General features: G+C 63.6%; 1 protein-coding gene. It reads left to right on the top strand.

The features are described from left to right. Positions 1–2 precede the first annotated feature (2 nt). Positions 3–449 carry a c-type cytochrome gene (locus CSC62_RS17440; protein ID WP_246194535.1) on the top strand — a complete coding sequence of 149 codons (447 nt, stop codon included), beginning with the start codon at positions 3–5 and terminating at the stop codon, positions 447–449. Positions 450–626: the final 177 nt, after the last annotated feature.

Genomic DNA, 626 nt, shown 5'->3' with positions numbered 1-626 from the left:
CCCTGGGCCTGATCATTGGCGCCCATTTCCTGCATAAGGTCATTCCACCGGAAGCCTCGCCCAGTGCGCAGAAGCTGACCGAAGCGCGGATCGCCCCGGTAGGCGCGGTCTATGCCGGCGAAACCGGCGCCGCCGCCCAGGCCGCCGCCGCCGCTGCCGCGGCCGCAGCAGCCGCCTCGCAGGTTGCCTACGGCGGCACTACCGACGGCTCGGTGATCTTCGACAACCTGTGCGGCGCCTGCCACCAGGGCGGGGTCGGCGGCGCGCCGACCCTGACCGCCGCCGGCATGGGCGCACGCGCGGCCAAGGGCACGGAAACCCTGTACAAGCACGCCATCGAAGGCTTCACCGGCGATGCCGGGGTGATGCCGCCGAAGGGCGGCAACCCGGGGCTGAGCGAAGAGCAGATCCACGCCACCGTCGACTGGATGCTGGCCAACATCAAGTAAGCTCGTTTTCGAAAAAAAAAAAGACATCAAAATGCGCACCGGCAAGATGCACCAAGGTTCCAAGACTAGCGACGATCTGAGACGTATACTAGAAGTACTTCACAGCTTCTTCACACCATCTCAGCGGCCACGACATAAACAACGCGCTCGAACGACGTGCAATACATAAGCATAACA

Source organism: Pseudoxanthomonas jiangsuensis, assembly GCF_010093185.1.
GTDB lineage: Bacteria > Pseudomonadota > Gammaproteobacteria > Xanthomonadales > Xanthomonadaceae > Pseudoxanthomonas > Pseudoxanthomonas jiangsuensis.
Note: the sequence above shows the minus strand (reverse complement) of the source record. Positions and strands in the feature narration are given on the sequence as shown.